Consider the following 23966-nt stretch of genomic DNA (forward strand, 5'->3'; position numbering starts at 1 on the left):
TTGTGCCCAAGGCGCAGTCAGCGGTGTGCGTGGTGGTGGGTGAGAGAAGCGTGGGGGTCCGGGGTACCGGGGGTGGTGGTGTGGGGGTCGGTGTGGACGGTGGCCGCGGTGAGGCGTGGGAGGGCGTGGATGAGGGCGTGTTCGGCCTCGGCGGCGATGGCGTGGCCCTGGGCCACGGTCAGGGCCGGGTCGACGGCGATGTCGGTCTCGGCGTGCAGGGTGTGGCCGATCCACCGCATCCGGACCCGGCCGACGTGGTGGACGCCTTCGACGGCGCGCAGGGCGGTCTCCGCCTGCTCCACGAGCGCCGGGTCGACGGAGTCCATCAGCCGGCGGCAGACCTCGCGGGCGGCGTCCTTGAGGACCATGAGGATCGCGGCGGTGATCAGCAGGCCGACCACCGGGTCGGCCCAGCGCCAGCCGATCGCGACGCCGCCGGCGCCCAGCAGGACGGCGAGGGAGGTGAAACCGTCGGTACGGGCGTGCAGGCCGTCGGCGACCAGCGCGGCGGAGCCGATCCTGCGGCCGGTGGTGATGCGGTAGCGGGCCACCCACTCGTTGCCGAGGAAACCGGCCACCGCCGCGACGGCGACGGCCCACAGGTGGGTGACCTCGCGGGGGTTGAAGAGGCGGTCGACGGCCTCGTAGGCGGCCAGCGAGGCGGAGGCGGCGATGGTGAGCACGATGACGATGCCCGCCAGGTCCTCGGCGCGGCCGTAGCCGTAGGTGTAGCGGCGGTTCGCGGCCCGGCGGCCGAGGAGGAACGCGATGCCCAGCGGCACGGCGGTCAGCGCGTCGGCCGCGTTGTGGACGGTGTCGCCGAGCAGGGCCACCGACCCGGACAGCGCGACGACCACCGCCTGGATCACCGTGGTGAGGCCGAGGACGCCCAGCGACAGCCACAGGGTGCGCATGCCTTCGCGGGAGGTCTCCAGCGCGGAGTCGACCTTGTGCATGGCCTCGTGGCTGTGCGGGGTGAACAGGTGCGCGAGCCGGTTCCGTGCCCGCGCCCACCGGCCCCCACCGCCCCGGCCCCCAACGCCCCGATGGCCGTGGTGTGTGTGGTGCGCGTGGTGTGTGTGGTGCGCGTGGTGTGTGTGGTCGTGCGGCTCGGGGGTACCGGGGTGCTCGCTCATCGTGGATCGCGCCTCTCGGGATCGGGGCGGCCGGGTCTGAAAGTACTGAACCGGGCTGGACCGGACCGGGCCGGGCTGGACTCCCTGATCTCCTTCCCTCCACCGTGTGCGTAGGAACGCACGCATGAACCTGTCAGGTGCGCACGGTTCGCAGGAGCCCGACGACGGCGAGCGGCCGACGGTGGCCGTGGAGATGCGGGGACCGCTCGCCGACCGGACCCGCCTGGCCCTGCTGCGACGCCCCGGTGAGGGCGAGGCCGATGTGACGACGCCCCCGGATCGGCCACCTGCCGCCGCACGACCGAGCCCCCTGCCGGGGCTGCTGGTCCGGGAGGGTGACATCCCCAGCTCCTCCCACCCGCACACGTGACGCGGCACTACCGTCACCCGCAGAAACCACCCGTAGACCCCCGCCCTCCCCAGGAGTCCCCCGTGTTCGGTCCCGGTCCCGGTATCCTCAGCAGGCCCCGCCCCGGCTCCACGACCCGCGCCGCGGCGGTCGCCCTGGCCGTGCTCTCCCTGTCGGCGCCCGCGCTCACGGGCACCGCCTTCGCCGACACCGGCAACCGCAACGGGACCATCAAGAGCGGCTACGCCCCCGGCACCTGTCTGGCCAACGAGAAGCTCCTCGCCGCCGGCAAGGTGCGTACCGCACCGTGCAACCGCAAGCAGAACCAGGCATGGCTCGTGTCGGGTGTCGGCGAGGCCAACGCCACCATCAGGCTCGGCTACGCCCAGAAGCTCTGCCTGACCAACGACCCGGGCACCGGCAACGTGCGTACCGCACCGTGCAACGGCAAGCAGAACCAGGCATGGCTCGTGACCAGCACCGGCAGCAAGAACGCGACGATCAGGCCCGGCTACGCCCAGGGCACCTGCCTGACCTACGTCAAGAAGACGGGCAGGGTGTACACCGCGACGTGCAGGGGCAACACGAGCCAGGCATGGCTCGTGTCCTGATCCGCCGCCCGTAATCTTCCGCCCGTAATCTTCCGGCCGTAATCCGCCGGTCGGACGGCTCCGGTCCGTCGTCAGACGACGATGGTGTGGCGGGCGATGGCGCCGAGGAGTTCGTCCTCCTCGTAGGTGAGGTGGGAGAGGAGACAGGCGGAGAGCTTGTCGAGCACCTTGCGGACCTCCTCCATGTGGGAGGGGTCGTCGATCATGCGGACCAGCGCCTGGTCCAGGCGGGTGATGAGTCCGGCGATCAGCTCGTGTTCCTCTTCGAGGCGGTGCAGGACCGGTGACAGGTCCTCCTCGGCGGTGCGGAGTTTACGGAACATCACCTCGTCCTCCAGGAGGTGGTGGGTGGTGAGGAGGCGGCAGTAGGAGGCGCAGAAGGCGCCCAGCGACCAGTAGTTCTGGCGCATCGTCATCCGGTGGAGGAGGGAGCGGGCTTGGCCGGGGTGGCCGTGCCCGGACAGCACCTCGGTGACGGCCTGCTGGAGCTGCCGCATCTCTTCGCGCAGGTGGTCGTGGACGGCGACGAGGTCGTCCGCGGCCTGTTGCCCGGCGGGCGGTGGTGGTGTCGGTGTCGGTGTGCCCTCGGGCTGGGGCCGCACCGCCGTGGGGCGGGTGGTGGGGTCGAGCGGGCGGTCGGCGGGATCGTCGGTCCACTGCTCCGTACCGGCCTGGACGAGGGCGGGGCCGGTGCCACCCCCGCTTCCGCTCCCGGCGTCGGTATCGGCGTCGGCGTCGGCCACCGGGGCGGTTCCGGCCACGGGCCCAGCCACGGTGACGGCGGGCTCCCGTCCGCCCTCCGCTCCGCGCCGCTCGCGGGCGACGGCTTCGCGGACGGCGGGTACGGTCTCGGCGGCGAAGCGCATGACGTCGCCGACGCCGTCCGGGTCCGCGTTCACCAGGAAACCGCTGATGCCGTGGACGAGGGCGAGTTCGGTGAGCTGCTGGGCCGTGTGGGCGGTGTCGACGACGTAGATCCGCCGGATCGCGCCGGGCGCGCGTCCCGCCTGTGCGGCGCCCTCGTCGATGAGGCGGCCGATGCCCGCGAGGGTATCGGGCGGGGCGTAGCCGGTGCTGCCGAGCCAGCCGTCCGCGAGCCGTCCGGTCAGGCGCAGCATCCGCGGTTTGTAGGCGCCGAGCCAGATGCCCACCGGGTGGAGGGGGAAGGGGCCGGGTCTGGCGCCCTTGAGGGAGTAGTGCTCGCCGGTCAGCCGTACTCCGGGCCCCGGGGTCCACAGGGCGCGGATGACGTTGATGGCCTCTTCGAGGGCGGTGACGGATTCACCGGGGGTGCGGCGGGGGCCGTCCATGGCCTCGATGGCGTCCCAGAAGGCTCCGGCGCCGAGGCCGAGCTCGACCCGGCCGCCGCTGAGGATGTCGAGGGTGGCGGCGGAGCGGGCGAGGACGGCGGGCGGGCGCAGGGGCAGGTTGGCGACGGCGGGGACCAGTCTGATGTGACGGGTCACCGACGACAGGTGGGCCAGCAGCGTCCAGGTGTCGAGGAACGCGGGCTGGTACGGGTGGTCCTGTACACCGAGCAGTTCCAGCCCGGCGGTGTCCGCGTCCCTCACCAGGCCGGTGAACGCCCGGTGCCGGGCGGCCTCCGGCGGCGCGAAGATCCCGAAGAGCAGGTCATGGCCAAGGTCGGGCATGGCGGGCGGTCCGTTCTGCGGGCGGCGGCGACGCCCCCCAGCCTCGTACGCCGGGCCGCGCTCCGCATGTGGACCGCGCGCCGCATGTGGACCGCGCGCCGGGCGGGCCCGGTCCGGGACGGTCCGGGACCCGTTCACAGACCCGTTCGCGGACCCGTTCGCGGACCCGTTCGCGGACCCGGAAGGGGGCCGTGGAGGTGCGCCGGTCGCGGATCGGTGCGTGACTGGTCTGGGCGCCGCGCCGGTGGAGGCGGGCACACGGGACGCCCCCGCCCGCCGTCTGCCCCCCCCCCCAGTCGCCCACCCGTCGTCCGTCGTCACCCGTCGCCCGTCACCCGTCGCCCGCCGTCCGTCGCCCGCCGTCCGTGGAGGCCGTTCATGCCTGATGTCACCGGTCCGTACACACCCGGTACCCCCTGTTGGTTCGACCTGATGGTCCCCGACCAGCAAGCCGCCCTCGACTTCTACCGTGACCTGCTCGGCTGGCAGGGCGAGACCGGGCCGCCCGAGACCGGGGGTTACGCCGTCTGCACCCTGAACGGCAAGCCGGTCGCCGGGATCATGGCCGCGATGAACCCGGACGGCAGCAAGCCCGACCCGGCGCCGCCGACCGTGTGGACCACGTACCTCGCCACCGCCGACGTGGACGCCACCGCGGCGGCGGTCACGGGCAAGGGCGGCCAGGTGGTGGTACCGGGGATCGACGTGCTCACCCTCGGGCGGATGGCCGTCGTGAGCGACTCCACCGGCGCCGCCTTCGGCCTCTGGCAGGCCAGGGACTTCCCCGGCGCCGGAGTCGTCAACGAGCCCGGCTCGGTCGTCTGGAACGAGCTCAACACCAGTGACCCGGAGGCCGCGTCGGCCTTCTACTCCGAGGCGTTGGGCGTCACCGTCGCCCCCATGGAGGGCGCGGAGGGCTACTTCTCGCTCTCGGCGGGCGGACGGGTCGTCGGCGGCCTACAGGCCCTGTCCTCCGTCGACGGCATGCCGCCGGACGCCCCCTCGCACTGGCTGACGTACTTCTCGGTCGACGACACCGACAGCACGGTCGCCGCCCTGGTCCGGGCCGGTGGCAATGTCCTCAAGCCGCCCTTCGACATGGAGGCGGGCCGGATGGCCGTCGTGCAGGACCCGCAGGGCGGCGTGTTCGCGATCATCGACGCGAGGGGCCCCGCCCCGGCCTGACCGTGGCGCCCCACGGACCGGTGGGCGTCGATGCCGGCGAGGGTGGTCCGCCGGTCCGGTCCACCGAACTCGCGAAGGCCGGGCCGGCACAGGCAGAACGGCTTCCGGCCTGCCCGGACGAGCGCTTCGAGGTAGAGGTCGCCGGCCGCGTAGGGCGTCTGCTCGACGTTTCCGAGCGTGCCCGTCTCCGAGGAGTACATCAGGAACAGGTCGCATTCCCGGTGGCGCAGGAGAAGGTCGAGGACGGCCGCTCCGGTGATCTCGGGGGCCATGACCGCGGCGATCCGCTCCCCGCTCGACTCGGTGAGCGGGGCGTCGTCCAGGTGCATGGCGCAGTGCACGGCCCCGCGCAGCGGGTGTCCCGAGGCGTCGATCGCGGCGACGACGCCGCGCAGGGCGTCCAGGTCCGTGAGCGCCACCGCGTACGCGGTGGCGCTCACCCCTTGTGCGGTGGGCGCGGCCAGTACGCACAGGCCACCGCGTCGACGTGACCCCGTCCGGCCCGCTGGCAATCCGGAGTTGCCAAGGTGGGTCCGCATCCCGGGGACAAGAGCATTCTGGGAGATGTCGCCCTCTGGAGACATGACTACTTTGCTAAGTGGCCGAAGACGTCGGAACGATTTCCCTATGAGCGAGCGCTTTCCCGTCCGTGTTTCCTGTACCTGTTTCCTGCACCTGTTCCCTGTCCGTGTTTCCTGTCCGTGTTTCCTGTCCGTGTTTCCTGCACCTGTTCCCGCCTCGTTCCCGTCTGCGGCCAACTCCCTCCGAACAGACCTCTCATGAGGTCACGACGGCGCGTGGACGGAAATCGTTTCACCCTGCCCGGCCGTGCGTCGATCCATGACATTCGATCCATGAATTCCGAGCCAGAAATGAGGCGATGACAGAAATGAGCCGATTCGCTGTGCGGGCCGAATGCGGGGTGGTGGGTTTCTCCCCCGTGCGGGCCCTGATCCCTACAGGTGACACGGCCTCGTGGCCCAGGCGGGCCCGTATCGGGCTGAGGCTCCTCGCCCCCGACGACCCCGCGTGCGTCACCGTCGGTACGGCCGGTACGGCCGGTACGGCGGAGGCGAGGAGGAGCCTCGCCGGTACGGCGCCGGAGCGCGGGCGGGCGGGGGGCTTCCACCGGGAGCGGGTGGTGAGCGACTTCCGCGCGGTGGGCCGGGCGTGGCTGGATCAGGTGGGGCCGTGCCGCATCGACGTGGTCGACGGCGAACTGCTCGACGACGGCAGCCGGCTGTTCTTCGAGACGCTCGCCGAGGAGTCCGGCGGGATGGTCACGATCCGCTGCCCGGCGGGTCCCGGCGGTCCGGCGCCGGTCCCCGCCGTGGTGAGCGAGCGCGAGCGGCGCATCGAGTACCTCGCGGGCCCGGCCTCCCGGCTCTCCGGCGAGGAACTGGACTTCCTGTACGAGCAGGCGGTCGGCTACCTCGGGACGGGCGACGGCTGGACGGCGGAACGCGTCCTGCGCGCGGCCCTGAGGCAGCGGCCGACGCCCGCCGTACGCGACGGGCTCCGGCTCGCCCGCGCCATGCTCGGCCTGCCCCCGGAGGGCGGCCGGCCCGCTCCGGCCCGGTGGCGGGACCCCCGCCCCTCCCCCACCGGCCGGCCCCGCCCCCCGCTCCGGCTCGACTCGGGCTGGGAACTGCTGGAACGGTGGTCGGGAACGGCGGGACAGATCCACCGGAACGCGGTCCACAAAGCCCTCTTCGCCATTGCCGACAGAACGGTGTTCACGGCGTACGAGACCTTCGACGACACCGCACAACCACGGGACTTCTTTGTCCTGGTAAAAGGGGATCTCATCCTGAAGATCCGTGCTCACGACTTCCATGCATTTGGAATCATCTACGTCGGTTCGGTCAGCGGTGCACCGGGAATCAGCCTCGGCGCCGACCGGGTGACCTGACGGCGTTCTCCCAGGCCGACGGGGAGAGGGCCGGTCGGCACCGGCCAACACCGTCCCAACACCCGCCCGCAGCTTCCTGCTTGACAGGGTGCGGGCCCTGTGGAACTGTCGGCGTCGCTTGTACCACCTGTACTTCCTTTGTCAAGAATTCGGGGAGACGCGATGCCGCCGCTGGAAGTGTCCGGAATAGATGTTTCCTCGCGGGTACGTGCTCGCGATATCCAGATGGCCGGGGTCGCGGACGTACGCCGCCGGGTCCTGATGATCTCCGGTGCGATCGACACCGTCGATCACGACGTCTCGGTGTGCGTCAACCTCCCCGAGCCCGGCCGCTGGCAGGTCATCAAGTCCGAGACGAACCTGACCGACCGGACCTGGGTCGCCATGCAGGCCGTCACCGACGAGGACTCCGTCTTCATCGACGACGCCGACACCCTGGTCATGTCGCGCCAGTTCTCCAAGGCGTTCATCACGCCCGACCAGCGCCGCCTGACCTTCTACGACGGCGAGGTGCGGCCCGGCGAGGCCGTGGTGAAGATGTACACCCTGGAGACCACCGGCCGGAAGCCGACCTACGCCTACTCCAGGTACAGCCCGGTCGCCACCGACGGCCCGGAGCAGACCGCGGCGGCCCTCGACCGGATGATCGCCGAGGGGATGCCCCAGCGCCCGGTCATCGAGATCATCGTCCCGGTGACGGTCATCGGGTGATCACTTTCGTCCCCGGGCCCCACCTGCTGGACTCTCCGCGCGGCCGGGACTGGCCGGTCGTCGGCGGGCCCGTCGCGCGGACCACCGGACCGCCGCCCGCCACCGCGGACGTGGTCGTCGTCGGCGCCGGGCCCGCCGGACTCGCGGTCGCCTCGGCGCTCTGGCACCTCGGCGTCCGTGACACGGTGGTCCTGGACCGGGAGGGCCGGCCGTGCGGCCGGTTCCTCGACCGGGTCGACGTCCTGCGCCAGCGCGTCCTGCGCTCGCCCTACGAACACCACCCGGGCGTCGAGGGGTACCGCGACTGCGAGTTGCTGGACTTCGCGCGGCTGCACTGGTCCCGGCTCACCCCGGTGGAGCGCCGTGAGGTCCGCATGGCACAGGCCGGACACCGTTCCGTGGTGCCGGTCGACGTCTTCGAGGCGTACTGCGCGCACGTCGCCTCCCTGCACCACGTGGACGAGCGGACCTGGCGGGCCACCGTCCGCGAGGTCCGGCCCACGGAGAACGGGGACACGGACAGGCACCGGGACACGGGCAGGGACACGGGCACGGGCGCGGGCACGGGCAGGAGCACCGACACGGTGACGGTGCGCGGCGACGGTTTCGCGGTGACCACCCCGAACGTGGTCCTCTGCCTCGGCGAGGAACGCCGGGCGGCGCCCTCCACCTGGTGGGACGGCGAGGCCACACCCCCCGGTGTCGGCTACTGGGACGAACCCGTGCCCCCGGACGCCGGGGAACTCGTCGTCGTCGGCGCGGGCCTGAGCGCGGCCCACCTCCTCGCGAACGCCCTCACCGGCGGCAAGCGCGCACACTGGGTGCTGCGCGCCCCCGAGGAGCGCTACCAGTGCGCGGACGTCAACGCGTCGTTCTTCCGGGCCGAGGGCAGGGCCCGTTTCTCCGGGACGAGCTGGGAGGACCGGCTGACGCTGATGGGCGGACAGCGCAGGGCCTCCGTGATGTTCGAGTTCCGCCCCCTGCTGCAACGCGCCGAGGCCGACGGCCGGCTGACCGTCCACCGCGGCCGTACGGTCACCGCCCTGGAACCCGGGCGGGACGGCCGGGTCGCCGTCCGCCTCGCGGACGGTGGGCGCGTCCTCGGGGACCACGCCGTCCTGGCGCTCGGCACCGCCGTCTCCAACGGCGAGCGGCTGCTGCCCGAGGGAGTGCCCGCGGCCCGCGACGGCTGGCCCGCGCTCGACGGGCGGACCCTGGCCTACCGCAACGCCCCGGGCGTGTTCGCGGTGGGCGCGGCGGCCGGCATGATCCTGGGCCCCGCGGCCCGCAACATCGACGGCCACCGGGTCGCGACGGCCCGCGTGGCCACGGCCGTCGCCGCCCGTCTCGGGGAGAGCCCCGTGCCGCGTGCGGCCAAGGCGGAGGGCGGTGTGGTCGCCCGTGTCTGACCTCGACGACCCCCACGCCCTCGGTGGCTCCGACGACTCCGACGACTTCGACACCCGGTTCTCACTGACCTCGGTCGACGGCCCGCCGCTGACCGAGACCGGTGTGATGCTGATGGGGCTGGACGCCGAACGCCTCCTGGCCGGGCTCGGCCTGGCGGCCCTCACCGACGACCCCGCCCTGACCGGTGATCCCGCGCAGGTGGCGCTGGCCGTCGACCGGGCCCGGCACGGGGTCGGCCCGGCCGTCCTCGCCGACCTCGTCGGGAGCGGGGCACAGCGCTGGTGCGCGGTCCGTCCGGCCCTGGCCCCGGCGGACCGGACGGCGTCGGCGCCCGCCGCGCTGCGCACGGCGTGGGACCAGGTGCTGCGCGCCCTCGCCCACCGCGACATCGGCGCGCCGGGCCCGGCCACCACCGCCTACCTGGCCGCGTGCTGGCTCCGCCACGAGGAGATCGACCGGTGGGCCGGACGGCCCGCCCCGGCGGGAGGCTGACCGCCCGCCGCCCCCGCCGTGAGAAGATCCCTTCGCGCCGGGTGCACCGGTGTACGTGTACCGGTCCATGTGCGCCGGTACACGTACACCGGTTTATGCACACCGGTGTATGTGCCCTGGTTTGCCTCCACCGGTTTACGCGTGCTGGTTGCGTGCGCCGGTCCGCGACCGTGGCAGGGGGAGGCGAAGGGGAAGGGGAAGGGAAAGGGTGACGATGTACGCGATATCCCTGGGTGACGACGGCGCCGAGCTGCGCCCGCTCGAACCGTGGCGGGCCGGGGAGTTCCTGGCCCACATGGACCGGGGGCGGGAGTTCATCGGGCAGTACAACGGGCTGCCCGACCTCGTGACGGACCTGGAGTCGAGCCGGGCGTTCCTCCAGGCGTACGCGGAGAGGACCGCGGCCGACACCGGGCGGCTCCACGGCATCTGGGCGGACGGCACGCTGGTCGGCGCGGTCCTCTTCCGGAAGCTGGACGTCGCGGGGGGCACCGCCGAGGCGGGCTGCTGGCTGGAGCCGTCGGCGGTGGGCAAGGGGCTGGTGACCCGGGCTACGCGCGTGCTCCTCGACTGGGCCGTCGAGGAGCGGGGCATCCACCGGGTGGACTGGTGGGTCTCGGTGGGCAACGAGCCCAGCATCGCCGTGGCCCGGCGGCTCGGGATGACGAGGGACGGTGTGCTGCGGGAGAGCCACCTGCACCGGGGGGAGCGCCACGACGAGGAGATCTGGTCGGTGCTCGCCCCCGAGTGGCGCGCGGCCCGACGGGCCTCCTGAGCCCCTCCCCACCCGGTGGACGGACACCACCACCCGGTTCGCGGGCACCCACCCGGCCACCGGACCAGCACGCGCCTGCCTCCGCGGGCGCGCCACTGACCGTCCCTGCATGCCACTGACCGTCCCTGCGCGCCACTGGCCGTCCGTACGTGTTACTGGCCGTCCGTACGCGCTACTTGCCGTCCGCGCGGGCGTCGCCCTTGATGCCGAAGGTGACCGTCTGCCGGGGCATGTCGAAGACGTGGCCCTTGACGCCCCGGCTGCGGACGGCTTCCACCCGGAGTTCGAAACGGCCGACGTGGGGGCCGAAGTCGAACGAGGTGGTGAAGTGCGTGTCGTGGACGGGGTGCCCGTCGCTCGTGTCGCGGACGTGGGCCGCGGCGACCTCGAAGTCGCCGCTCCACTCGGCGTGCCCGATCCCGATGGTGTTGCCGTCGTGGTCCTCCTTGAAGGCCCAGGGCAGACGGCGGAGGAAGAACTTCCCCGCGACGGTGACGGGCGCCTGCCACTCCTCGACCCAGGGCGCGAAGGTCGTGTCGGCGGCCCAGAAGTGGTCCCCCCGGTAGACGGCCGTGACGGATGCCTTCCCCGTCCCGGGGTCGGGCTCGCCGACCTCCACCACCAGCCGCGCGTTGGTCTTCTGGGTCTTCGACTCCGCCGTACCGGTGTCCACGTCACTCTCGTAGTGCGCCACGGACCGCTCCCCTCCCTGAGCACGGTGTCGGCCGCCGTGCGATCGCGGTCATGCGACTCCCCTCCCGGATGATGATCAAGAGCGATATCCGGCCACGACCGGAAACCCGGCACGTCAGGTCGGCACCCCGGCCCCCGCCCGGGGAGGCCGTCACCGTCGGCTCCTTCCGCTCGTTGGGCCGCGCATGTCCGCAGCCGCCTGGTGGTCCGTCCTCCGCGCCGTTCCCCGTACCGTCGGGACGCTGTTCTCGGCGGGGGTGTTCCTCGTGCCCTCGGTCCTCCCGGACCGGTGCGGGCCGGAGTGGCGGCAGCGGTACGCGCTGGCACCCGGGGTACGGCTGACCGTGGTGGAGAGTCCGTTCCGCTCCCTGAGCTACCGGCTCACCGAGGCCGAGGTGGGCCCCGGATCGCTCGCGCTGCTGGGTGGCCGCCTCTCCCGGACCCGGCCGCTGTCCCGGCTGGCGGGGGACGCGGGGCCCGCCGTCCTGGCCGCCGTGAACGGCGACTTCTTCGACATCGGCGGCAGCGGGGTGCCCCTGGGGCCGGTGATCCGCGACGGAGAGGTCGTCAAAGCCTCCGCCGAGCCGGTGAAGGCCGTGGGCGCCGATGTCACGGGCCGGCTGCGCAAGGGCCGGGTGGAGCTGGCCGGGACCGTGTCCGTGGCGGGCCGCCCGCATCCGCTGGCCTGCCTCAACTGCCTTTCCGTGGCGGACGGGTTCACGGTCTACACCCCCGACTGGGGCGAGGTGGCCCGGCCCGGCCGCCGGAGCGGGCCGGTGCGGCAGCTCACCGTGTCGGCCGGCCGCGTGGTGGACGTCCGTACGGGTACGGACGGGCGGCCCGTCCCGGGGGACGGCTTCCTGGTGGTGGCGGCCGGACGGGCCGCCCGCGAGGTGGCCGCCGCCGGACCGGGCGCGGCGGTCTCCTTCACCGCGGGCCAGAAGCCGCGCAGGCGGCCCTGGGCGCTGGCGATCGGGTACCGGGGGACGCTGCTGCGGCACGGCGAGATCCCCGCCTTCCGTGACACCCCCCGGTACCGGGTGCGCGAACCGCGCACCGCGCTGGGCTGGGACGACACCGGACGCAGGCTGTGGCTCCTCGTCGTCGACGGCCGCTCGTCCCGTTCGGCGGGGCTGACCGTCGCGGGTACGGCCTGGCTGCTGAGGAGTCACGGGGTCCGCAACGCCGTCATGCTGGACGGCGGCGGGTCGGCCGAGATGCTGGCCCGGACCTCGCCGGGCGCCCTGGAGATCGTCTCCACACCGTCCGGGGGCGAGGAGCGGCCCGTGCCCAACGGCCTTGCGCTGCTCACCCCGAAGCAGCGGGAGAACCGCTGAGCGGACCGGCTCCACGGGACGCCGGTACGGGCGGGGGTGTGGCCATGGGCGAGGGTGTGGGTACGGGTGCGGGTGTGGGTACGGGTGCGGGTGTGGGTACGGGTGCGGGTGTGGGTACGGGTGCGGGTGTGGGTACGGGTGCGGGTGCGGGTGTGGGTACGGGTGCGGGTGCGGGTGTGGGTACGGGTGCGGGTGTGCGCACCGGGCCGGGTGTGGCGTCGAGGCGTTTCATCGTCTGGTGGAAGTCGTGGGTGGAGAGCAGCAGTTTGTGGACGATGAAGGCCTCGAACACGAGCAGCGGCACCCCCGCGACGAGGACCGGGACGGTGATCTGCCCGAGCGCGGGGCCGATGACGAAGACGGCCATCTGGAACTCGATGCCGCTCACCAGGTGCGGACGGATGCGCGAGCGCATCAGACGGTCGCGGGCGGCGGCGTACCAGGGGTAGCTGCCCCGGAACTCCTCGTGCAGGTCGATGACCTGCCCGGGAGGACCGACGTGTCCGGCGCCCAGCTTCCGGCGGTCGCGCACGAGGAGTTCGACGAACACCGGCGGGTCGGTGTCGTCGAAGGCGGGATGGCTCCTGACCAGGTCACGCATGTCGGAGCGGACCTGGTTGACCTTCAGCCCGTTGAGGTAGCGGAGCATGTCGAGACAGATCACCGCCGTGGCCAGCAGCAGGTACCCGGGCTCGTCGTGCCGCAGCCACTGGCCGCCCATCAGGGCGACCGCGCAGCACACCACCCGCAGCCGGTCCAGGACGTAGTCCAGCCAGCCGCCGAAGAGGCTGCCGCTGTTCTGGAGCCGTGCCAGTTTCCCGTCCACACAGTCCAGGACGAAGCTCAGGTGGTAGAGCAGCGCGCCGACCGACAGCCACACCGGCCCGCCCCGGGCGAAGCAGCCGGCCGCGCCGAGCCCCAGCAGGAACGCGGCCCAGGTGACCTGGTCGGGGGTGATCCGGGTGTGGCGGTCGGCCCAGCGGACCAGCGGGACCGCGACCGGGTCGACGAGCACCACCGTCCACCAGGAGTCCCGCTCCTTGCAGGTGCGCTCCCGGACCGCTCTCAGGCTGAGTAACGTCCTCGCGCCCTCCGGGGGAGGGGAGGAGACCGACGCCGGGGCAGGTGGGGCAGGTGGGGCAGAGATCCGCATGCGGCGCACCCTACGATCAGCCACTTTCCGTGACGGAATCGTCACACGTTGGACGGCGTGTCGGCCGGAAGGGTGACGCCCGAACGCCCTCCCCACCCCCTCCCCACTCCCTCCGGGCGCCTCCCCGGCCCCCTTTCCACCCGTCTCACCCGAGTGGGTGACCAGGCATCAGGTCACCCCGAGCACGGGTGGATGGACCGCCGCGAAACGCCTTGCACCTGCCGTCGACCGGCTCCTACCGTTCCGGCATGGACCTCCTCGACCAGATCTCCGATCTGCCCAGCACCCCCGCGGCCGACGCGGCCGGATCGCTCGACACCATCCTCACCCGGGTACGGGAGACCGGAATCCCCACCGCCCTCACCGAAGACGGCAAGCCCGTCGCCGTCGTCATGTCGTGGGACGTCTTCGAGCGGATGGAATCCGCCACGGCAGGTCTGGAACACATCGAACACCAGCGCCGGGGCTGCCGCTTCGGCCCGGTCAAACCGCCCGAGGGCACCGACTGCGGCTGCCGCACCGCGGAGGAGATGGAAGCGGAACTCGCCCAGGAGGGGCTGTGACCTACCACATCACGTGGAGGAACAGTGCCCGCTTGGCGTACCAACGCTTCCTCAAAGAGGATCGAGAGGGCGTCAAACACTCGCGAGGGTCATCAACAACCTCGCCCACAACCCCGAACCGGCAGGAAGCCGCGCCCTGGGTGCCGCTGGCGACCGCCGGTTGTCAGTGGGGCGCTACCGCTGCCAGTACCAGGTCAACGGTGCCACCATCGTCATCAATGTCATGACCATCGGCCGCGCCTCAGACTGACCCAGCTCTGCGCGTCGGGTCTCGGGTGACGACCGGAGGACCCTCCGGCCGACGAGGCCCGGCACGGCATCTCCCGTGTGGCCGGACCGTGCGGATACGGCCGCGTACGGACTCCCTTCCTCCGCCCCGCGACGCACCACACCCCGGACCCCGGCCGGGCCACCCCTGACAGGCGGTCCGGCCGGGCGGGTTGCAGGGCTCCGCGGGGGGGGCTAAGGGCGGGCGTAGGGGCGGGCGTAGGGGCGGGCGTAGGGGCGGGCGTAGGGGCGGGTCATGATCTCCAGGTTGTGGCCGTCCGGGTCGGCGAGATACGCGCCGCGTCCGCCGAAGAGGCGGTTGATCCGGCCGGGTTCGGTGTGGTGCGGGTCGGCGTAGTAGGTGACTCCGCCCGCCTCCAGCCGGGTGGTCATGGCGTCGAACCCCACGTCGGGGACGAGGAACGCGTAGTGCTGCGACTGGATCGGCTCGTCGCGCTTCTCGTAGTGGTCGAGCGTCACGCCGTTGCCGAGGTCGACCGGGAGGAACGGCCCGAACGGGGCTCCGACCTCCAGGCCCAGGGTCGCGGCGAGGAACTCGGCCGACAGCCGCCGGTCCCTGGCGTAGACGACGGTGTGGTTCAACTGGACGGTGGTGACGGGGTACGGCTGGTGGACGTGGTGCTGGTGGTCGTGCAGCATCTGGGTGCCTCTCCGGTCTCGGGATCTTCTGGGAAGGGCGCCGCACACGGGCGCCGAAGGGAGAACACGGAGAGGGGAGGGGTCGGAAGGCCCGGTGCGGCGGCGGCGCGGTTCCAGGCGGCGTCGCGCAGCAGGCGCAGGCCGTTGAGGCCGACGATGACGGTGGAGCCCTCGTGGCCGAGGACCCCGAGGGGCAGCGGGAGGTCTCCGGCCAGGTCCCAGACGACCAGGCCGGAGATGAACACCCCCGCGATGACCAGGTTCTGCACGACCAGCCTGTGGGCCGCGCGGGAGAGGGCGATCACGGCGGGGACGGTGGCGAGTTCGTCGCGGACGACGACCGCGTCGGCGGTCTCCAGGGCGAGGTCGGAGCCGGCCCGGCCCATGGCGATGCCGGTGTGGGCGGCGGCCAGGGCCGGGGCGTCGTTGACGCCGTCCCCGACGACCAGGACCTTGCGGCCCCCGGCCTCCAGGCGGCGTACCGCCTCGACCTTGTCCTGCGGGAGCAGGCCCGCGTGGACCTCGCCCGCGCCGATACCCGCCTCGGTGGCGAGGTGGGCGGCGGCGCGCGGGTTGTCGCCGGTCAGCAGGACCGGCGGGGTGCCGGTCAGGGTGGCGAGGAGGGCGACGGTGGCGGCGGCGTCCGGGCGCAGCCGGTCGGTGAGGCCGAGCACGCCGACGGGTGCGCCGTCGCGCTGGACGAGGACGGCGGTGCGGCCGCGCTCCTCCAGCTCGCCCACCACCCGCGCGGCCTCCTCCGCCACCGCCCGGACGGCCCCGGCATCGGCCCCGTCATCGGTCCCGTCATCGGTCCTGCCGCCCGCCGGGCGGGCCGTCGGCGACGGCAGCCGGGCCGGGGCGCCGACGCGGACCTCGTGGCCCTCGACGGTGGCGGTGACCCCGGTGCCCGGTGCGGAGGTGAAGTCCCCGGCGGCGGGCAGGTCCAGGCGGCGTTCGCGGGCGGCGGCGACCACCGCGCGGGCCAGGGGGTGTTCGCTGGGGTGCTCGGCCGCCGCCGCCAGGGTGAGCAGTCCGTCCCCGGTCAGGCCGCTGCCCTCCAGGGGGAGGACGTCGGTGACGCGGGGGGTGCCTTCGGTGAGGGTGCCGGTCTTGTCGAGGGCGACCGCGTCGACCTGCCCGAGGCGTTCCATGACGACGGCGGACTTCACCAGGACGCCGTGGCGCCCGGCGTTGGCGATGGCGGAGAGCAGCGGCGGCATGGTGGCCAGCACCACGGCGCACGGCGAGGCGACGATCATGAAGGTCATCGCCCGCAGGAGCGAGTCGGTGAGGCCGTCCCCGAAGCCGAGCGGGACGAGGAAGACCGCGAGGGTGGCGGCGACCATGCCGAGCGAGTACCGCTGTTCGACCTTCTCGATGAAGAGCTGGGTGGGTGCCTTGGTCCCGGAGGCTTCCGCGACCATGGCCACGATGCGGGCGATCACCGAGTCCGAGGCGTCCCGTTCCACGACGATCCGCAGGGCGCCGGTGCCGTTCAGGGTGCCGGCGAACACCTCGTCCCCGGGCTCCTTCGCGACGGGCAGGGGTTCGCCGGTGACGGTGGCCTGGTCGACCTCACTGGCCCCGGCCAGTACCCGGCCGTCGGCGCCCACGCGTTCGCCGGGCCGGACGAGGACGACGTCGCCGACGACGAGGTCCGCGGTGGGCACCGTCTCCTCCCGGCCGTCGCCGGTGAGGCTGCCGTCGCCGGTGGGGCTGCCGTCGTCGCTGAGGCGGGTGGTGCCGGTGAGGCGGGTGGCGGTGGCGGGGGCCAGGTCGAGCAGGCCGCGTACCGCGTCCTGGGTGCGGGCGGTGGCCAGTGCCTCCAGCGCGCCGGAGGTGGCGAAGATGACGATGAGCAGCGCCCCGTCCATGACCTGCCCGATCGAGGCGGCGCCGAGGGCGGCCACGATCATCAGCAGGTCCACGTCGAGGGTCTTCTCACGCAGTGCCCGCAGCCCCGCCCAGGCCGGTTCCCAGCCGCCCGTCACATAGGCGGCGGCGTACAGCGGGCCCCAGGACCAGGCCGGGGCGCCGGTCAGTTGCAGGGGCAGGGCGGTCAGGAACAGTGCCAGCGCGGCGGCGGCCCAGCGGGCCTCGGCCTGCGCGAAGACCCGGGTGCGGCGGCGCGGTGGCGCGGCCGGAGCGGTCCGCGCGGTCCCCTCGGGACGCTGGAGCAGGTCAGAAGGCATGACAGAACGACCCTTCACGGGCGGACGACGGCAGCACCTCCACCATACAGGAATACATGAAGAGTCTTTCAGGTGTCATGGGTAGGATGGACCCCATGGGTCACGGAACGGACGACAGGAACACCGCCACCACCCGCGAGCGCCTCGACGCCGTGGGCACCGCCGACGTCGCCGCCACCCTCCAGGCGCTCGCCACCCCCTCCCGGCTGCGCATCCTCGCCCGCCTCCAGGAAGGCCCCTGCGCCGTCGGCGATCTCGCCGAGGCCGTCGACATGGAGGCCTCCGCCTGCTCCCACCAGCTCCGCCTGCTGCGCAACCTCGGCCTGGTCACCGGCGAACGGCGGGGCCGCTCGATCGTCTACGCCCTCTACGACCACCACGTCGCCGAACTCCTCGACCAGGCCCTCTACCACGTGGAACACCTGCGCCTGGGCCTGCGCGACACCCCGGCCGAGGCGGTACGGGCCGCACGCGGATGACCTCCGGGGCGTCACGGCCCGGCGGCGGCCGTGGCGCACGCGGCGCCCGGACGCGGCCGGGCGGGGTCCTCACCTGACGGAGTCGTTACGCGGGCACACGCAGTGCACCTCCTTGCAGCGGTGGTGCGGCCTCACGCCCCGGCTCGACACGTCGTTGGTCAGCGCCGCCGCGTACTCCCCGGGCGGCGCGACGTACGGGGAGGAGGTCCCGCACTCCCGGCAGGACCAGCGGTGGAAGAGGCCCTTGACCTCGGCCCCGCAGGTGGTGCACTCGTCCACGGTCACTTCCGGCAACACACGTACCCCCAACAGACGGCTGCGGGCAGCAACAGTAGTACCGGCCGTGGCGCGTACGGGCGGGTTCCCACCGGAGGGCCGGGCGGGGCGTGTTGGCACGATCCCCTCCTGCTCCCCGCACGGAGCCCGTAGCGTTGCGGCATGACGGATTCCGGGCCGCCCCAGGTGACACAGCCCGCCGGGGACACGGCGCCGGTGCCGGCACCGGCACACCCGCCGGGCGGGTCCTCGCCTCGGGAGGCGGGCGCGGGGCAGGTGGGCGAGGTGGCCGTGCCCGCGCGTGCGCGCATGGCGATCCGCGGCAGGCGGTCGGTGAACTGGGTGTTCGCCTCGGACCGCTGGGCGGTGGGCAAGGCGCGCGCCCGGGTCGGCGGGGCGGTGCGCGGCTGGGGCTACCGGCACCCCTCGGACGAGACCCTGGACCGGGCCGTGGGCCTGCTGGTGGAGACGGCCGTCGCGGAGGGCGGCAAGCAGCTGAGCCTCCACGTCGCCGACCAGGACCGGATGCTGCTCGTCGTGGCCCTCAGCCACCGCGCCGGGGCGCCGGGCGACGACGCCGTGCCCGCACGGCTCGCCGCCGTGCCCGGCGCGATCAGCTGCGGGACGGACGCGGCCCCCGACGGACGCCGGCTGTGGGTCCTCCTGGACACCCGGCCACCACCCGGGCCCCGGGACACCTCCACCGCATAACGGCCCGCGCCCCGGCCGGGACGTCACCGGCCTGCGGGGCGGGCGGGGGTGGTGGGGGGTGACGGGGTGGTCAGCCGCCCCGGGTCGCCGTGGGGGCGGGGCGGACCCCGGCGGGGGGTTCCGGAGCCTGTGGGCCGGGGGGGAGCAGCATCGTGGTGGGGCCGTGGGCCACCAGGCGGCCCGCCTCCAGGAGGTGCACGGTGTCGGTGTGGGTGGCGACGAGGTGCAGTTCGTGGCTGACGAGGACGACGGTCATCCGGCGCCGTGCACGTAGCTGTCGCAGCAGTTCCATGACGGTGGCCGCCGTCCGGGGGTCGAGGGCCGAGGTGATCTCGTCGCACAGCAGGACGTCCGGGGCCGTGGCCAGGGCGCGGGCGATCGAGACGCGCTGGCGCTGGCCGCCGGACAGCTCGCCGGGGTAGCGGTCGGCGAAGCCGGCCGGGAGCTCGACCTGTTCCAGCAGCGCGGTGACCTGTGCGGCGACCGGCCGGTCGGCGGAGCCCGCGTGCAGGCGCAGGGGGCGGGCCAGGGCGGCGCCGACGGTGCGGGAGGGGTTCAGCGCGTCCAGAGGGTTCTGGGGGACGAGCTGGATACGGGCGTGGTGGGCGCGGGGGCGTTTGCGGACCGCCGCGGCGAGGGGGTGGCCGCCCAGGGTGAGCGTGCCCGAGTCCGCGGGGTGCAGTCCGGCCAGCACCCGCAGCAGGGTGGTCTTGCCCGAGCCGGAGGGGCCGACGATGCCGGTGGCCGAGCCGGGCGCGGCGGTGAAGTCCACCGCGTCCAGGGCCTGGTGGCGGCTGCCCCGGTGGGTGAAGGCGACGCTGACGCCCTGTGCGGCCAGCCCCTCCCCCGGAACCAGCCCCTCCGCCACGGCAGGGCTCTCCGGGGCAGGTCCGCCCGGGGCGGGCCCGGGGGAACCCGGGCCGGGCGGGGCCGCGGCGGTGAGGCGGACGACGTGGTCGGCGCAGGCGGCGACGAGTTCGGGGTCGTGGCAGGCCATGACGACGGCCAGGCCCCGGGTGGCGGCGAGGTCGCGCAGGAGCCCGGCGATCTCGTCGCGCAGGGCCGGGTCCAGTCCGGCGGTGGGCTCGTCGAGGAGGAGGATCTCGGGGGTGCGGGCCAGGGCGCGGGCCAGGGCGACGCGGCGCTGCTGGCCGCCGGAGAGGGCGGTGGGGCGGCGGTCGGGGAGGCCGTCGTCGACCGGGAGGCGGCATTCGCGCAGGAGGGCGAGGACGGCCTCCTCACCCGGGTCGGTGGCGGTCTCCGCGACGATCCGGGCCACCTTCATCCGGGGGTTGAGCGCGGAGCCGGGGTCCTGGCCGACGTAGGCGACGCGGGTGCGGCGCAGCCGGCGCAGTGCGGCGGGGTCGAGTGCGCCGGGCCGTTCGCCCAGGACCTCCAGGGTTCCGGCGGCGACGGCGCCCTCGGGGAGGTGTCCGATCAGGGCGCGCAGCAGGGTGGTCTTGCCGGAGCCGGAGGGGCCGGTGAGGGCGGTGACCTGGCCGGGTCCGATGGTCAGGGAGGTGGGCCGGAGCAGGACCGGCCCGCCGGGTATGCGTATGCCGAGGCCGGTGGCCGAGGCCACGGGCGGCCGTGCGGACGGCCGGGGCCGGAGGTCCTCGGTGGGTGCGGTGGGTGCGGTGGGTGCGGTATCGCTCACGGGGTGGTCACCGCCTTGCGTGCGGAGTGGGAGGCGAGGGAGGCGGAGGCGAGGTTGAAGCTGATGGCGAGGACGGCGATGGCCAGGCTCGGGGCGAGGACGGCCCAGGGGTTGAGGAGGATGCCGGGGGCGTTCTCACGGATCATCAGGGACCAGTCGGCGGCCGGGGGCCGGGGGCCGATCTGGAGGAAACCGGCCATGGAGATGACGTAGACGGCTTCGACGAACCGCAGGCCGAACAGGGCGAGCACGGTGGCCCGCAGGTTGGGCAGCAGTTCGCGCAGGGCGATGTAGGAGAGCCGCTCACCCCGGGCGGTGGCGGCCTCGACGTACCCGGCACGGGCCAGGGGTGCGGCGGCGGAGGCGACGATCCGTACGGCGTACGGGGTGCCGAGGACGACGGCGGCGGCGATGACGGCCCAGCGCCCGCCGGCCGGCCAGGCCAGGGCGATGAGCATGATGCCGAGGACCGGCGGGAGCAGGATGAAGACGTCGGCGGTGCGCTCGATGGCGCGGCCGAGGGCGGGGCGCAGGGCGGCGAGGCAGCCCAGCACGGTGGCGGCGGCGGTGACGACGACGGCGATGAGCAGGGCGCCCGCGATCAGTGCGGTGCCGCCGTGCAGGAGGCGGCTCAGTACGTCGCGGCCGAGCTGGTCGCCGCCGAGCGGCGCCCCGTCCCCGGCGGCGGCGTAGGGGGCGGTGACCGGGGTGTCGAAGGGGTGGGGGGCGAGCCAGGGGCCGGCCAGGGCCAGGAGGAGCAGGAGGAGTCCGGGCGCGACGCGGCGCAGGGTGCGGGCCGTGGTGCGGGCGGGCCGGGTGCGGCCGGTGGCGGGGGCGGTGGTCTCCCCGTCGGCCGGGGCGGTGGTGGTCGCGTCGGCCGGTGGGGTGGTGGGTGCTTCGGCGCTCACGGGCGTTCTCCCAGGATGCGGGCGCGCAGCAGGTCGGCGGCGAGCAGGACGAGGCTGATGACGGCTCCCGCGCAGGCGACGACCCCGGCGATGAGCGGGGTGTCGCGGCTGCTGACCGCCGAGGCCAGGAGGGTGCCGATGCCCGGGTAGTTGAAGAGGGTCTCCACGACGACGGCGCCGCCCAGCAGCATGCCGGTGGAGGTGGCGATGCCGGTGGCGATCGCGGGGACCGCGCCGGGCAGGGCGTGCCGGAGCACGACCCGGTGCGGGGGCAGTCCGTCGAGGTGGGCGGCCTCGACGTGCGGGGTCCGGGCCTGGTCGGCCAGGGCGCCGCGGACGATCCGGGTGTTCCAGCCGGTCTGCGGGACGACCAGGGCCAGGACCGGCATGACCAGCATGGTCCAGGAGGCGAGGGAGCCGTCGGCGCCGGTGAGGGTGACGGCGGGGAGCCAGCCGGTCCACAGGGAGAGGACGAGGAGCAGTCCGACGGAGACGACGAACTCGGGTACCGCGAAGGAGGCGGTGGAGGCGTGTCCGACGAGGCGGTCGGTGAGGCTGCCGGGGCGGGAGGCGGCCCAGCAGCCCAGGGTGAGGGAGGCGACGACGGTGAGGGCGAAGGCCGTCGTGCCCAGGAGGAGGGTGTTGGGGAGGGGGTCGGCGAGCAGCTCGGTGACCTTCTGCCCGCGGGCGCTGGTGCCGAGGTCGCCGGTGGGCAGGGCCGTCATCCAGTCGGCGAAGCGTTCCCAGACCGGGCGGTCCAGGCCCAGCAGGTGGCGGCGGGCCTCGATGTCGGCGGCGCTCTCGCCGCGTTCGGAGCCGGCGCTCGCCGCGTCGCCGGGCAGCAGTTCGACGGCGGCGAAGACGGCGGCGAGCAGGACGACCAGCATGAGGGCGCGCCGGACGGCGGCGGTCGCGAGGCGCAGCAGGGGGCGGGCGCGGTGCGGTGCGGTGGCCGCCCCCGCCGGGGCGGGGGCGGTGGCCGCGTGCTCCCGGGTGGTGCGGCTCAACTCAGCCACACGTTCTCAAGCTGGACGCGGCCGTATCCGGCCAGCTCGGGCAGGCCCTTGACCTTGGCGGCGGCGAGGTCGATGCCGTCGGCCGTGCCCCAGAGCAGGTAGCCGGAGCGTTCGTGCTGGATCTGCTGGAGTTCCTTGAGGGCGGTGGCGCGTTCCTTCTCGTCCACGGTGGCGATGACCTTGCGGTAGGCGGCGTCGAAGCCCGGGTCGGCCCAGCCCGCTTCGTTCTGGCCCGCCTCGCTCGCCATGGTCTTGGAGGCGAAGAAGACGACGGAGTCGTTGGTGCCCCAGTAGGTGGTGTAGAAGTCGCCGGTCTTCCAGGTCTTGTCCCAGAAGGCGCCGGATTCCTGCTTGACGACCTGGATCTTGACTCCGGCCTCGCGGGCCTGGTTGGCGAAGAGGGTCGCGGACTCGGCGAGTCCGGAGATGTCCTCGGTGGTCACCAGGTCGTAGGTGCGGGAGAGGTCGAATCCGGCCTCGGTCAGGAGCTGCCTGGCCCTGGTCAGGTCGCGGCGGCGCTGGGGGATGTCCTTGGCGAGGTGGGGGTCGCCGGTGCCCATGATGTCGTTGGCGACGGTGCCGTAGCCGGACAGGACCTGCTTGACCATCGCGTCGCGGTCGGCGACCAGGCGCATGGCCTCGCGCACCCGCGGGTCGGCGAAGGGGCTGCCGGGTGCGGTGCGCATGACGATGGGCATCGCCATGTCGTTGGGCCGGCGCAGGACTTGGACGTCCTTGCGGGCCTCGGCGGTGCGGGCGGCGACGGCTCCGGCGTTGGAGGCGACGTCGATCTGTCCGGCGAGCAGGGCGTTGGCCATCGCCTGCGGGGTCTCGAACATGGTGACCTCGATGGCGTCGAGGTGGGCGGAGCCGCCGTACCACTTGTCGTTCTTCACCAGGCGGGCGTTGCCGCCCCGGTACCAGTCGAGCGTGAAGGGGCCGGTGCCGGGGGCCTTGTCGAGCGCGTCGTCGGGGGTGTCCTTCTTCATGACGAAGGTGGAGAACCGGGCGAGGAGGGGGAACTCGGCGTTGGCGTACTCGGTGACGATGACGACGGCTCCGGTGCCGTCGGCGGTGATGCTGTCGGCGCTCTTGACCCCGGGCAGGCGGGAGGCGCCGGAGGGGGTGTTGCGCAGGCGGCGCAGGGACCAGACGACGTCGTCGGCGGTGACCGGGGTGCCGTCGTGGAAGGTGGCGCCCTGGGCGAGGGTGAAGCGCCAGGTCTTCAGGTCGGCCGAGGGCTGCCAGGAGGCGGCCAGGCGGGGCGCGGTGGTGGAGGTGGCGCCGGGTATCACGAGGGGGTCGAAGACGAGGGCGAGGACGAGGTAGTCGCTCTCGTTGGCCTGGACTCCGTGGGGGTCGCGGGTGATGGCTCCGGCGCGGCCGAGGGCGCCGATGCGCAGGGTGCCGCCGGGCTTGGGCTTGCCGTCGCCGGCCGGGGCGCCGGGCCCGGCCTGGGTGGTCCCGCTTCCCGAGGAGCAGGCGGCCAGGAGGGCCGCCGTGCCTATCGCCCCGCCGGCCCACAGCACTTGGCGCCTGTTGAAGTTCACGTACGTCCTCGATCCGCTGAGCAACTCGGGTGGTGTTGAGGGTTGCCTACCCTAATGACAATCATTTCCGCAACTTGCCGACCGCAATGAGCACGCATGTCCAAATCTGCACCCCAGGTGACCGATGAGTAAGGTTTGCCTTACCTGAGTTCGATGCTAGCGTTCGAGTCGTTCGCCGGTCCCGCAGGCCCTTTTCCGGGCGTCAACCGCCTTTCGCGCCCTGCACGTTACGCCTGCTCGCCGCCCGGCTGCGAGAGACGCGTGACCTGGA

The 23966-nt window shown here is 73.5% G+C and carries 23 protein-coding genes and 1 pseudogene; 12 read left to right on the top strand and 12 right to left on the bottom strand.

Annotated elements, in window-relative coordinates:
• Window positions 1–17: 17 nt before the first annotated feature.
• Window positions 18–1136 (bottom strand): cation diffusion facilitator family transporter, encoded by a 1119-nt coding sequence (locus ACIA5F_RS10875; protein ID WP_399351471.1) that lies wholly within the window; start codon window positions 1134–1136, stop codon window positions 18–20.
• A 124-nt stretch (window positions 1137–1260) separates the two neighbouring features.
• On the opposite strand from ACIA5F_RS10875, the gene ACIA5F_RS10880 reads away from it, so the two are divergent.
• The gene (locus ACIA5F_RS10880) at window positions 1261–1506 is read left to right on the top strand and encodes a hypothetical protein (RefSeq protein WP_399351473.1); all 246 of its coding nucleotides are present in this window, start codon (window positions 1261–1263) and stop codon (window positions 1504–1506) included.
• Window positions 1507–1568: 62 nt separating this feature from the next.
• Entirely contained in the window at window positions 1569–2096 is a 528-nt protein-coding gene (locus tag ACIA5F_RS10885; protein ID WP_399351475.1) for an RICIN domain-containing protein, read from the top strand.
• Between the two features lie 71 nt (window positions 2097–2167).
• Here ACIA5F_RS10885 and ACIA5F_RS10890 read toward each other — a convergent pair whose 3' ends face one another.
• Entirely contained in the window at window positions 2168–3748 is a 1581-nt protein-coding gene (locus ACIA5F_RS10890) for an LLM class flavin-dependent oxidoreductase (protein ID WP_399351477.1), read from the bottom strand.
• A 378-nt stretch (window positions 3749–4126) separates the two neighbouring features.
• Between ACIA5F_RS10890 and ACIA5F_RS10895 the strand changes: the two genes are divergently transcribed.
• Window positions 4127–4933 (top strand): VOC family protein, encoded by an 807-nt coding sequence (locus tag ACIA5F_RS10895; RefSeq protein ID WP_399351478.1) that lies wholly within the window; start codon window positions 4127–4129, stop codon window positions 4931–4933.
• 170 nt (window positions 4934–5103) lie between these two features.
• Here the strand turns inward: ACIA5F_RS10895 and ACIA5F_RS10900 are convergent.
• Window positions 5104–5517, bottom strand: a pseudogene (locus ACIA5F_RS10900) (ketoreductase domain-containing protein); the annotation flags it as partial.
• A 305-nt stretch (window positions 5518–5822) separates the two neighbouring features.
• On the opposite strand from ACIA5F_RS10900, the gene ACIA5F_RS10905 reads away from it, so the two are divergent.
• From ACIA5F_RS10905 to ACIA5F_RS10925, 5 genes are all read left to right on the top strand, one after another.
• Window positions 5823–6845 carry a DUF6235 family protein gene (locus tag ACIA5F_RS10905; RefSeq protein ID WP_399351480.1) on the top strand — a complete coding sequence of 341 codons (1023 nt, stop codon included), beginning with the start codon at window positions 5823–5825 and terminating at the stop codon, window positions 6843–6845.
• Between the two features lie 225 nt (window positions 6846–7070).
• A complete protein-coding gene (locus ACIA5F_RS10910; RefSeq protein WP_399351482.1) occupies window positions 7071–7556 on the top strand; it encodes a DUF6423 family protein in 486 nt (161 codons plus the stop codon).
• The gene (locus ACIA5F_RS10915; RefSeq protein WP_399351484.1) at window positions 7553–8965 is read left to right on the top strand and encodes an FAD-dependent monooxygenase; all 1413 of its coding nucleotides are present in this window, start codon (window positions 7553–7555) and stop codon (window positions 8963–8965) included. Before ACIA5F_RS10910 ends, ACIA5F_RS10915 begins: the two co-directional genes overlap by 4 nt.
• Window positions 8958–9458: a DUF6187 family protein gene (locus ACIA5F_RS10920; RefSeq protein ID WP_399351486.1), complete on the top strand. Its 501-nt coding sequence runs from the start codon at window positions 8958–8960 to the stop codon at window positions 9456–9458. Before ACIA5F_RS10915 ends, ACIA5F_RS10920 begins: the two co-directional genes overlap by 8 nt.
• Before the next feature lie 214 nt (window positions 9459–9672).
• On the top strand, window positions 9673–10233 hold the full coding sequence (locus ACIA5F_RS10925) for a GNAT family N-acetyltransferase (protein WP_399351488.1): 561 nt from the start codon (window positions 9673–9675) through the stop codon (window positions 10231–10233).
• A gap of 172 nt (window positions 10234–10405) precedes the next feature.
• On the opposite strand, the gene ACIA5F_RS10930 is transcribed toward ACIA5F_RS10925, so the two are convergent.
• Window positions 10406–10927 carry a hypothetical protein gene (locus ACIA5F_RS10930; RefSeq protein WP_399351490.1) on the bottom strand — a complete coding sequence of 174 codons (522 nt, stop codon included), beginning with the start codon at window positions 10925–10927 and terminating at the stop codon, window positions 10406–10408.
• 184 nt (window positions 10928–11111) lie between these two features.
• Between ACIA5F_RS10930 and ACIA5F_RS10935 the strand changes: the two genes are divergently transcribed.
• Window positions 11112–12263, top strand: a complete 1152-nt coding sequence (locus ACIA5F_RS10935) for a phosphodiester glycosidase family protein (RefSeq protein ID WP_399351492.1) — start codon at window positions 11112–11114, stop codon at window positions 12261–12263.
• Here ACIA5F_RS10935 and ACIA5F_RS10940 read toward each other — a convergent pair.
• Window positions 12235–13416 (bottom strand): CDP-alcohol phosphatidyltransferase family protein, encoded by a 1182-nt coding sequence (locus tag ACIA5F_RS10940; RefSeq protein WP_399351494.1) that lies wholly within the window; start codon window positions 13414–13416, stop codon window positions 12235–12237. The genes ACIA5F_RS10935 and ACIA5F_RS10940 overlap by 29 nt on opposite strands.
• A 248-nt stretch (window positions 13417–13664) precedes the next feature.
• On the opposite strand from ACIA5F_RS10940, the gene ACIA5F_RS10945 reads away from it, so the two are divergent.
• On the top strand, window positions 13665–13979 hold the full coding sequence (locus ACIA5F_RS10945; protein ID WP_399351497.1) for a type II toxin-antitoxin system Phd/YefM family antitoxin: 315 nt from the start codon (window positions 13665–13667) through the stop codon (window positions 13977–13979).
• A gap of 462 nt (window positions 13980–14441) precedes the next feature.
• Here ACIA5F_RS10945 and ACIA5F_RS10950 read toward each other — a convergent pair whose 3' ends face one another.
• Both ACIA5F_RS10950 and ACIA5F_RS10955 read right to left on the bottom strand, forming a co-directional pair.
• A complete protein-coding gene (locus tag ACIA5F_RS10950; protein ID WP_399351499.1) occupies window positions 14442–14906 on the bottom strand; it encodes a VOC family protein in 465 nt (154 codons plus the stop codon).
• On the bottom strand, window positions 14846–17098 hold the full coding sequence (locus tag ACIA5F_RS10955) for a heavy metal translocating P-type ATPase (RefSeq protein ID WP_399351501.1): 2253 nt from the start codon (window positions 17096–17098) through the stop codon (window positions 14846–14848). Before ACIA5F_RS10955 ends, ACIA5F_RS10950 begins: the two co-directional genes overlap by 61 nt.
• Window positions 17099–17193: 95 nt before the next feature.
• Between ACIA5F_RS10955 and ACIA5F_RS10960 the strand changes: the two genes are divergently transcribed.
• Window positions 17194–17577, top strand: coding sequence for an ArsR/SmtB family transcription factor (locus tag ACIA5F_RS10960; RefSeq protein ID WP_399351503.1), 384 nt, complete (start codon window positions 17194–17196; stop codon window positions 17575–17577).
• Between the two features lie 69 nt (window positions 17578–17646).
• Here the strand turns inward: ACIA5F_RS10960 and ACIA5F_RS10965 are convergent, their stop codons facing one another.
• Window positions 17647–17871 (bottom strand): hypothetical protein, encoded by a 225-nt coding sequence (locus tag ACIA5F_RS10965; protein WP_399351505.1) that lies wholly within the window; start codon window positions 17869–17871, stop codon window positions 17647–17649.
• 144 nt (window positions 17872–18015) lie between these two features.
• Between ACIA5F_RS10965 and ACIA5F_RS10970 the strand changes: the two genes are divergently transcribed.
• On the top strand, window positions 18016–18564 hold the full coding sequence (locus ACIA5F_RS10970; RefSeq protein ID WP_399351507.1) for a hypothetical protein: 549 nt from the start codon (window positions 18016–18018) through the stop codon (window positions 18562–18564).
• Window positions 18565–18634: 70 nt separating this feature from the next.
• On the opposite strand, the gene ACIA5F_RS10975 is transcribed toward ACIA5F_RS10970, so the two are convergent.
• From ACIA5F_RS10975 to ACIA5F_RS10990, 4 genes are all read right to left on the bottom strand, one after another.
• On the bottom strand, window positions 18635–20221 hold the full coding sequence (locus ACIA5F_RS10975; protein ID WP_399351509.1) for an ABC transporter ATP-binding protein: 1587 nt from the start codon (window positions 20219–20221) through the stop codon (window positions 18635–18637).
• Window positions 20218–21009: an ABC transporter permease gene (locus tag ACIA5F_RS10980; RefSeq protein ID WP_399351754.1), complete on the bottom strand. Its 792-nt coding sequence runs from the start codon at window positions 21007–21009 to the stop codon at window positions 20218–20220. Before ACIA5F_RS10980 ends, ACIA5F_RS10975 begins: the two co-directional genes overlap by 4 nt.
• 116 nt (window positions 21010–21125) lie before the next feature.
• The gene (locus tag ACIA5F_RS10985; protein ID WP_399351756.1) at window positions 21126–22016 is read right to left on the bottom strand and encodes an ABC transporter permease; all 891 of its coding nucleotides are present in this window, start codon (window positions 22014–22016) and stop codon (window positions 21126–21128) included.
• A gap of 116 nt (window positions 22017–22132) precedes the next feature.
• The gene (locus ACIA5F_RS10990; protein WP_399351511.1) at window positions 22133–23695 is read right to left on the bottom strand and encodes an ABC transporter substrate-binding protein; all 1563 of its coding nucleotides are present in this window, start codon (window positions 23693–23695) and stop codon (window positions 22133–22135) included.
• Between the last annotated feature and the right edge of the window lie 271 nt (window positions 23696–23966).

This window comes from Streptomyces sp. NPDC051567 (genome assembly GCF_044454165.1).
GTDB lineage: Bacteria > Actinomycetota > Actinomycetes > Streptomycetales > Streptomycetaceae > Streptomyces.